Genomic DNA, 9,100 nt, shown 5'->3' with positions numbered 1-9,100 from the left:
CGCTGCAGGCCGGCACGTCGTGCGCCGGATCGCCGTGCTCGACGAGATTCTGCGCGACGCGGCGGCGCTCCTCGGTCAACTGCGCCGCGCCCGTGTCGGCGCTGCGCGTGCGCGGCGGCAGCGCGGCATACCAGTCGGCGATGCGTTGCAGGAAAGCATCGTCGGCGAAGCGCACGTACCAGGCCATCTGCGTGCTGACGCGGCGGCCTTCGCGGAAGCCTTTCAGTTGCTCGAACAGATAGCCGGCCGGCTTGCCGGCGAGATGCGGGTAGTATTCCGCGCCTTGGACGCCTTCGCCGTGCTTGCCGTGGCAGGCCGCACAGGCGGCGAGGCGTGCGCCGAAGTCGTCTGCTTCCTGCGCATGCGCGAACGACGCCAGCGCGAGCAGGGCAATCAGGATCGCGAGTCGGCGCAGCATCGCGCTCAGCCGTTCACGCCGTGCGGCTGGATCCAGCCGAGCGCGATGCACAGCATCACGAACAGGATCAGCGCGACCGACAGGCCGATGCGTCGCGTCAGCGCGCCGACCGTGCGGCCGGTGCCACCGTGGTCGACCATCATGAAGTACAGCCCCGCGCCGAGGTTGTAGAGGATCGCGAGCAGGGTTGCGACGACGATGATTTTTCCGAACATGGTTGGCTTTCCGATGGCCTTTTCGACGCGATGCATTTTACCCGCGCGGCGCCGATGCGGGCCGATCAGTTGCGGCGGAAAAGACCATATCAGCGCCTGCATGGCGAGGCGTTTTGTCGCAGCGTGCGAGGCTCAGGATGGGTGTTGGATCAACTTGCCCAGCGTAGCCATCGCCTCTTCGGCGCGCTCGTCCCACGGCGCGCCGTAGTTGAGGCGCACGCAGCGCGTGAATTCGCCACGCGAGGAGAAGATCGGCCCGGGCGCGAGCGAGATGCTGCGCGCGAGTGCGCGCCGGTGCAGGTCGATCGCGTCGACGCCCTGTGCCAGTTCCGCCCAGAGGAAATAGCCGCCGCGCGGATGCGTGATGCGCGTCGTCGCGGGGAAATGGTTTGCGATCGCCGCGATCATCGCCTGCTGCTGGCGCGCGAGCGCTTCGCGCAACTGGCGCAGGTGCCGGTCGTAGCCGCCGCGCTCGAGGAACGCAGCCAGCGCGGCTTCGGCCGGCACCGAGGCGGTGAGGCTGGTGCTGAGCTTGAGCCGCGCGATGTCGTGCACGAAACGCCCCGGCGCGGCCCAGCCGATGCGATAGCCGGGCGCGAGACATTTCGAAAACGACGAACAATGCAGCACCCAACCCTCGTCATCGAAGGCCTTGGCCGGCTTCGGCCGTTGCACGTCGAAGTACAACTCGCCGTAGACGTCGTCCTCGATCAGTGGCGTGCGATGGCGCGCGAGCAGGGCGACGAGATCGCGCTTCTTCGTTTCGCCCATCGTGCTGCCGAGCGGGTTCTGGAAATTGGTCATCAACCAGCACGCGGCCGGGCGCTGGTGCTTCAGCGCGTCAGCGAGTGCGTCGAGGTCGATGCCTTCGCCCGGATGCGTCGGCACCTCGATCGCGCGCAGGCGATGGCGTTCGAGCGCCTGCAGCGCGGCGTAGAACGTCGGCGACTCGATCACGATCGCGTCGCCCGGTCGCGTTACCGCGGTGAGGCAGAGGTTGAGCGCCTCCATTGCGCCGTTGGTGACGACGAGATCGTCGGCCTGCATCGCGATGCCGTCGGCGACGTAGCGGCGCGCGATCTGGCGGCGCAGCTGCGCATTGCCCTGGATCAGGTATTCGACGCTGACGCGCGGATCGAGCTTCTGCACCGTCGTCGCCAGCGTCTTCGCCAGGCGCTGCAGCGGAAACAGCTGCGGCGAGGGGAATGCCGAACCGAACGGCACGACTTCGCGCTTCGTCGTCGCCTCGAGGATTGCGAACACGCGTTCGGACACATCGACTTCGACCGATTCGCTGTCCGGCTCCGATGCTGCTTCGAGCGCCTTGGGCGCCGGCTTTCCACCGTCGGCCACGAAGTAGCCCGAGCGCGCGCGAGCACGCACGAGTCCGCGCGCCTCGAGCAGGTAGTAGGCCTGGAACACGGTCGCGGGATTGACGCCGTGGCTCGCCGCAGCGATGCGCACCGACGGCAGGCGGTCGCCCGCGCGCAACGTGCCGGTTCGGATCGCCGTGCCGATCTCGTCGGCGAGTGCGGCGTAGCGCTTCATCAATGACGACGCGATCGCGTGCGTGGCGCAGGTGCCGGCGTCGCCGCGGTCGGCGGCAGTGCATGCGGGTCGAGCAGCGCGCGCGGCAATTCGCGAAATACGCCGGCGAACTTCTTCAGGAATGGCGCGAGTGCCGAGCTCTTGCGCCAGAACATCGCGATGCGCCGGCTCGGCGCGTGGCCGCGGAACTGGACGAGGTGGATGTTCTCCGAGCGCGCCACGGGCGGCTTCACCGCGAGCGTCGGCAGCAGCGTTACGCCGACGTTCGCCGCGACCATCTGGCGCAGCGTCTCCAGACTGGTCGCGCGAAAGCCGGATTTCTCGCTCGCCCCCGACAGCTCGCAGACTTCGAGCGCCTGGTCGCGCAGACAGTGGCCGTCCTCGAGCAGCAGCAGGCTCTGGTCGGAAAGGTCGTCGAGCTTGAGCGTCTTGCGCTTGGCGAGTTCGTGGTGCTCGGGCACGGCGAGCAGGAACGGCTCTTCGAACAGGAACTCCGCATGCAACTGATCGTCGTGGATCGGTTCGGCGAGCACGGCGGCATCGAGCCGGCCTTCACGCAGTTGCTTGAGCAGCGCGTCGGTTTTTTCCTCGACGAGCAGAAGTTCCAGACGCGGAAAGCGCGTGCGCGCCTGCGGCACGACATGCGGCAGCAGGTAGGGACCGAGCGTCGGAAAGATGCCGAGGCGCAGCGTGCCCGATTCGGGATCGATCGTACGCCGCGCGATCGCCTTGATCTGCTCGACTTCGGTCAACACCCCACGCGCGCGCGCGACAATCTCCTTGCCCGCTTCGGTCAGCAGCACCTTGCGCGGCGTGCGCTCGACCAGGGCGACGCCGAGCTCGTCCTCGAGCTTCTTGATCTGCGTCGACAAGGTCGGCTGGCTGACGAAGCTGGCCGCCGCGGCGCGGCCGAAGTGTTTGTGTTCGGCAAGGGAGACGAGATAACTCAAGTCACGCAGGTTCATTCGCGGTCATTCCTGCAGACGCTGCCGGTATCCGTGCCGAGGAAGGCAGCCTTGAATCCGTAATGGTGTCCATGCGGTCTGGATGCCGGCAATCCATGCCGGCATGACGAGCATATCTTACGCCGCGATTTTTTCCGCGGAGGCATCGGCGATCGGCGCGCGGATCAGATAATCGAACGCCGACAGCGCCGCCTTCGCGCCTTCGCCCGCAGCGATGACGATCTGCTTGAACGGCGTCGTCGTCGCATCGCCCGCGGCGAACACGCCGGGCATCGAGGTGCGGCCGTGTGCGTCGATTTCGACTTCACCGCGCGGCGACAGCGCCAGCGTGCCTTTGAGGAAATCCGTGTTCGGCAGCAAACCGATCTGCACGAACACGCCGGCAAGTTCGAGTTCGCGCGACTCGCCATTGGTGCGGTCGGTGAACTTGAGACCGGTGACCTTGCTGCCGTCGCCGAGCACTTCGGTGGTCTGCGCGCTGAGGATCACGTCGACATTCGCCAGGCTGCGCAGCTTGCGCTGCAGCACTTCGTCGGCGCGCAGCTTGGAATCGAATTCGAGCACGGTCACGTGGGCGACGACGCCGGCGAGATCGATCGCCGCCTCGATGCCCGAGTTGCCGCCGCCGATCACGGCGACGCGCTTGCCCTTGAACAGCGGGCCGTCGCAGTGCGGGCAGTAGGTCACGCCCTTGGTGCGGTATTCGGTTTCGCCGGGTACGTTCATGTTGCGCCAGCGTGCGCCGGTGGCGAGCACGATCGTCTTCGACTTCAAAGTCGCGCCGTTGGCGAGCTTGACCTCGACAAGATCGCCGTTCGCGACGAGCTTGTCCGCACGCTGGCGATTCATGATGTCGACTTCGTAGTCCTTCACGTGCTCTTCGAGCGCGACCGCGAACTGCGGACCTTCGGTGTGGGTGACCGAGATGAAGTTGGCGATCTCCATCGTGTCGAGCACCTGGCCGCCGAAGCGCTCGGCGACGACGCCGGTGCGGATGCCCTTGCGCGCGGCGTAGATCGCGGCTGCTGCACCCGCGGGGCCGCCGCCGACGACGAGCACGTCGTAGGGCGCGCGCGCATCTAACTTCTCGGCTTCGCGCGCATCCGTGCCCGTGTCGAGCTTGGCGAGAATTTCCTCGACACCCATGCGGCCCTGGCCGAATTCCTCGCCGTTGAGAAAGATCGCGGGCACGGAGAGAATCTGCTTCTCCGCGACTTCCTGCTCGAACGTGCCGCCTTCGATCATCTCCACGCCGATGCGCGGATTGATCGTCGCCATCAGGTTCAGCGCCTGCACCACGTCGGGGCAGTTCTGGCAACTCAGCGACACGTAGGTCTCGAACTTGTATTCGCCGTCGAGGCTACGGATCTGTTCTATCGTTTCAGGCGACAGCTTCGACGGATGACCGCCAACCTGAAGCAAGGCGAGGATCAGCGACGTGAACTCGTGGCCCATCGGAATGCCGGAGAAGCGCAGGTGGATATCCTGACCCGGTGTGGTCAGTGCGAATGAAGGCGTGCGAATGCCGGGCTCGGCGTGCTCGACGAGCTTGAACCGTGGCGACAGGCTCGTGATGTCGTTCAACAGCTCGCGCAATTCCTGCGATTTCTCGCCGTCGTCGAGCGCGGCGATGATTTCGACCGGTCGCGTGATATTGGCGAAATGGCCTTGAAGCTGGGATTTGATGTCGTTGTCGAGCATTACCGTGGTTCCGCTGCTGTTCGTGATTTTCGCCAAAGTGTCGTCTGGGAAAGCCCGGGCGCAGCTCGCGCCCGGGGTGTTGCAGATGTTGCAGAGTGGGCGCGAAGATCAGATCTTGCCGACCAGATCGAGCGACGGCTTCAGCGTCTTCGCGCCTTCCTTCCACTTCGCCGGGCAGACTTCACCCGGGTGCGCGGCGGTGTACTGCGCGGCCTTGAGCTTGCGCAGCGTCTCGCTGACGTCGCGCGCGATCTCGTTGGAATTGATTTCAGCGGTCTTGATCACGCCGTCCGGATTGATGACGAAGGTGCCGCGCAGGGCGAGGCCTTCTTCCGGGATCAACACGTCGAACGCCTTCGACAACGCGTGCGTCGGATCGCCGATGAGGTAGAACTGGGCCTTGCCGACCGCCGGCGAGGTTTCGTGCCAGACCTTGTGCGCGAAATGCGTGTCGGTCGAGACGACGTAAATCTCGGTGTTGAGCTTCTGGAACTCGGCGTAGTTGTCGGCTGAATCCTCGATCTCCGTCGGGCAGTTGAAGGTGAAGGCCGCCGGCAGGAACATGAACACCGACCACTTGCCCTTGATGGACTGATCGGTGACTTCTTCGAACTTGCCGTTGTGGAACGCCTGCGCCTTGAACGGCTGGACGGGGGTGTTGATAAGCGACATCGCTTGCTTCCTTTGGGTTGGTGGTGAAGGGGGAACGTCGTGCACTTTAGTGCGGTGCACGATATTTGTAAAATTGATTTATCACAACATTTCGATTGATAAAAACTATCGAAAAGTGGATCGCACGGAACGGATGACTTGTGGCGGTTGCCGCGGCCGCATGGATCGTGCTTGACTCCAAGGTTTACCGTTGGAGATTCCAGATCATGCGCATGACGAGCGGATTGTTTGCCGCGGCGATGACAGCCGCATTGCTGTCGCGAGTGGCCGTTGCGGCCGAAACGGTGCCCACCGGCAAGCTGCCCGACGATGCCAAACCGCTGGCTTACGCGCTCGACCTGAAGATCGATCCGAAAGCCGATCGTTTCAACGGCCATGTGCGCATCAAGGTCAAGCTCGCCAAGCCGACCGATCACGTCTGGCTGCATGCGCGCGAACTCGATGTCGCCAAGGCCGTGGTCACCGACGCCAAGGGCAAGGCGCACGACGCGAAGCTGACTCTGCGCGATTCCTCGGGCGTTGCCGAGGTCGCGTTCGGCGCCACGCTGCCCGCGCAGGACATCGAGCTGGCCTTCGACTACTCGGCGCCGTTCAACGCCAAGCTGCAGGGCATCTACAAGGTCAAGGTCGGCGACGACGCCTACGTGACTTCGCAGATGGAAGCGATCAGCGCGCGCTATGCGTTCCCCTCGTTCGACGAGCCGCGCTTCAAGACGCCGTTCGACATCACGCTGACTGTGCCCAAAGACGAAGCCGTGCTCGCGAACACGCAACAAATCGGGTATTCGGAATCCCCTGACAAAAAGTGGAAAACGACCGTTTTTGCGCGAACCGAGCCGCTGCCGACCTACCTCATCGCGCTCGCGGTCGGGCCGTGGGACGTGGTTGACGGCCCGACGATCCCGGCCAATTCGGTGCGCAAGAACGCGCTGCCGCTGCGCGGCGTCGGTCCGCGCGGTACCGGGCCGCAGCTCAAGTGGATACTCGAGCAGACCCCGGAGACGGTGAAGTACTACGAGGAATACACGCAGCAGCCATATCCGTTCGACAAGCTCGACCTCGTCGGCGCGCCGGACTTCTCCGCTGGCGCGATGGAGAACGCGGGCATCATCGTCTACCGCGACGTGCTGTTGCGCATCGATGCCAAGTCGCCGGCGTCGAGCTACCGTTCGAGCTTCAACGTCAACGCGCACGAGGTCGCGCATCAGTGGTTCGGCGATCTCGTCACCGTGCCGTGGTGGGACGACATCTGGCTCAACGAAGCTTTCGCGACCTGGGCGCAGGGCAAGGCCACCGTTGCGCTGAAGCCCGAGTATCTCGGCGACCTGTCGCGCCTCGAAGGCACGCTGCGCGCGATGAACAGCGACAGCCAGTTGTCCGCGCGCAAGATCCGCCAGCCGATCAAGGACCAGGGCGACATCGAAAATGCGTTCGACGGCATCACCTACCAGAAGGGCGCGGCCGTGCTGCGCATGTTCGAGGAATGGGTCGGCGAGGACGTCTACCGCGAAGCGATGCGCGATTATCTTGCCAAGCACAAGTTCGGCAGCGGCAATTCGGATGATCTCATTGCGACGATCGCGCGCGTCAGCGGCAAGGGCGAGACCTTGGCGAAAGCGATGCGCAGCTTTCTCGACCAGCCGGGTTTGCCACTCGTGCATGCTGAGTTGAAGTGCATCAAAGTTGGAGATAGCGGCAAGGAAACACTCGAACTGAGCCAATCGCGTTATTTGCCCTATGGCGTGCTCGATCAAAGCAACCCGCAGTGGCAAATTCCGGTTTGTACGCGCTTTTCAAGTAACGGCAAGGTGAGTCGACAGTGTTTCCTTCTCGACAAGCCTAAGCAGACGTTCGCTCTCAATAGCGACTGCGCACAATGGGTAATGCCGAATGCCGATGCTTCTGGTTACTACCGTTTCTCGCTCGACAAGGGCGATTTCACCGCGCTGACGCGACAGGCCGAGGATCTCGCGCCGGCCGAGCAACTGGTCTACGCCGACGCGATTTCCAGCGCCTTCGAGCAGGGCGCGATCGGCCCCGAAGTCGTGCTCGACGCGATGCCGGCGCTGGCCTCGTCGGACAGCCCGCAGATCGCCACCGCGCTGGTCGGCTCGTTCGAGTGGATCCGCGAGCATCTTGCCACCGACGCGACGCGCCCGGCGCTCGACGCCTACGCGAAATCGCTGTACGCGTCGCGCCTCAAGGAACTCGGCCTGCACAAGCGCCCGAACGACGGCGATGCGACCACGCGCCTGCGTCTCGGCCTCGTCGATCTGCTCGCGCTGACCGTGCGCGACAAGGACCTGCGCGCGCAACTCAATGGCGAGGCGCGCGCCGCGCTCGGCCTCGATGGCGGCAAGGTCGACCTCGGCAAACTCGATCCGGACGTCCGCGGCGTTGCGCTCAAGGTCGCCGTGCAGGATTCCGGCGAGGCCGCTTACAAGGCCGTGCAGCAAGAGTTGAAGACCAACACGCAGACCAAGCAACGCTACGAACTGCTCGCCGCGCTGGCGGCGACACACGATGCAAAGCTTGGCGAGGACGCGCGCAACTATGGATTGACTCCAGCGGTCGCCGTCGGCGAGATCCAGTACCTCTACTACAGCAACGTCGGCGAAGAGGAAAACCGCGCCGGCTTCTGGAACTGGCTCAAGCCGAATTTCGACACGCTGCGCAAGCGCCTGCCGGATTCGCACCAGTCGCTCGCGATCGGCCTCGCGGGCGCCGGGCGCTGCAGCAAGGATTCCGGTGAGGAAATGCGCGAATGGTTCGCGCCGCGGATCAAGGAGATGCTCGGCGGCGAACGCAAGCTCGCTCAGTCGCTCGAAGGCGTCGGCACCTGCGGCGCGCTGCGCGAACACGTCGGCACCAAGGCGTTGGCGCAGTGGGCGGAGGCGCACCCGACGCGCTGATGTCCGCGCCGAGAGGGGACTAGCGACTCGGCGGCTTGGCGACGAAATCGAGGATGTCGCGCATCACCGGCGGCTTGCCCGCGCGCCCGCGCGCGAGCGCGAGGAGCAGGTCGCCGTGGTCGGTGTCGCGGTAGAGCTTGAGCACGGCGGTGCCGTCCATCGCCTGCGCGCGCTCGGCCATGGCCTCGGCGTTGTTCGGCATTACTTCGTCGTCGTCGAGGCCTTGCAGCAGCAGCATCGGCGGCTCGTCGCCGTCGACGAAGTTGATCGGCTGCGAATCGTAGCGCCCTTCGGCATCGTCGCCGAAGATCTCCGCCTCGTCTTCGACGTAGGGCAGGAACGCGTAGGCGCCGGCGAGGCCGATCATGCCGGCGAGGTCGCGCGGGATGAGGTCGACCTTGGCAAGATAGCGCTTGTCGCAGGCGAGCAGGGCGGCGATGTGACCGCCGGCGGAATGGCCGGCGACGAAGATGCGGCGCGCGTCGCCGCCGAATTCCGCGGCATGCGCAAAAGTCCACTTTGTCGCATTTGCTGCATCGATCATGAACTCGGGGAAGCGCACGTCGGGGAATTTGCGGTAGTCCGGTATGACCACGACGATACCCTGGCTGGCCAGCGCTTCGCCGACGTAGCGGTACCAGCGTCGATACACCATTGCGCCTGCTCGGC

Annotated in this window: 8 protein-coding genes; 1 reads left to right on the top strand and 7 read right to left on the bottom strand. The window is 64.9% G+C overall.

Features of this window, described 5'->3' with window-relative positions:
* The 6 genes from VF497_RS16970 to ahpC form a co-directional block, all read right to left on the bottom strand.
* Positions 1–418 (bottom strand): c-type cytochrome (locus tag VF497_RS16970; protein ID WP_330890922.1); only part of this gene is annotated, 418 nt, incomplete at its 3' end.
* Between the two features lie 5 nt (positions 419–423).
* Positions 424–633, bottom strand: a complete 210-nt coding sequence (locus VF497_RS16965; RefSeq protein ID WP_330890920.1) for a twin transmembrane helix small protein — start codon at positions 631–633, stop codon at positions 424–426.
* A 132-nt stretch (positions 634–765) separates the two neighbouring features.
* Entirely contained in the window at positions 766–2,181 is a 1,416-nt protein-coding gene (locus VF497_RS16960; RefSeq protein WP_330890918.1) for a PLP-dependent aminotransferase family protein, read from the bottom strand.
* Positions 2,181–3,146: a DNA-binding transcriptional regulator OxyR gene (oxyR, locus tag VF497_RS16955; protein ID WP_330890916.1), complete on the bottom strand. Its 966-nt coding sequence runs from the start codon at positions 3,144–3,146 to the stop codon at positions 2,181–2,183. Before oxyR ends, VF497_RS16960 begins: the two co-directional genes overlap by 1 nt.
* Before the next feature lie 117 nt (positions 3,147–3,263).
* On the bottom strand, positions 3,264–4,847 hold the full coding sequence (gene ahpF, locus VF497_RS16950; protein ID WP_330890912.1) for an alkyl hydroperoxide reductase subunit F: 1,584 nt from the start codon (positions 4,845–4,847) through the stop codon (positions 3,264–3,266).
* A gap of 108 nt (positions 4,848–4,955) precedes the next feature.
* Entirely contained in the window at positions 4,956–5,519 is a 564-nt protein-coding gene (gene ahpC / locus VF497_RS16945; RefSeq protein ID WP_330890910.1) for an alkyl hydroperoxide reductase subunit C, read from the bottom strand.
* A 206-nt stretch (positions 5,520–5,725) separates the two neighbouring features.
* Between ahpC and VF497_RS16940 the strand changes: the two genes are divergently transcribed.
* Entirely contained in the window at positions 5,726–8,431 is a 2,706-nt protein-coding gene (locus VF497_RS16940; protein WP_330890908.1) for a M1 family metallopeptidase, read from the top strand.
* A 19-nt stretch (positions 8,432–8,450) separates the two neighbouring features.
* Here the strand turns inward: VF497_RS16940 and VF497_RS16935 are convergent.
* Positions 8,451–9,100 (bottom strand): alpha/beta hydrolase (locus tag VF497_RS16935; protein WP_330890906.1); only part of this gene is annotated, 650 nt, incomplete at its 5' end.

The organism is Rudaea sp., from assembly GCF_036383415.1.
Taxonomy (GTDB): Bacteria; Pseudomonadota; Gammaproteobacteria; order Xanthomonadales; family Rhodanobacteraceae; genus Rudaea.
The sequence above is the reverse complement of the archived record's forward strand: the minus strand, read 5'-3'. Positions and strand labels throughout refer to the sequence as shown.

Bases quoted from the DNA above. Each gene is read 5' to 3' on its own strand.
- oxyR (WP_330890916.1), bottom strand. From the start codon at position 3,146: ATGAACCTGCGTGACTTGAGTTATCTCGTCTCCCTTGCCGAACACAAA.
- VF497_RS16940 (WP_330890908.1), top strand. From the start codon at position 5,726: ATGCGCATGACGAGCGGATTGTTTGCCGCGGCGATGACAGCCGCATTG.
- ahpF (WP_330890912.1), bottom strand. From the start codon at position 4,847: ATGCTCGACAACGACATCAAATCCCAGCTTCAAGGCCATTTCGCCAAT.
- ahpC (WP_330890910.1), bottom strand. From the start codon at position 5,519: ATGTCGCTTATCAACACCCCCGTCCAGCCGTTCAAGGCGCAGGCGTTC.
- VF497_RS16965 (WP_330890920.1), bottom strand. From the start codon at position 633: ATGTTCGGAAAAATCATCGTCGTCGCAACCCTGCTCGCGATCCTCTAC.
- VF497_RS16960 (WP_330890918.1), bottom strand. From the start codon at position 2,181: ATGAAGCGCTACGCCGCACTCGCCGACGAGATCGGCACGGCGATCCGA.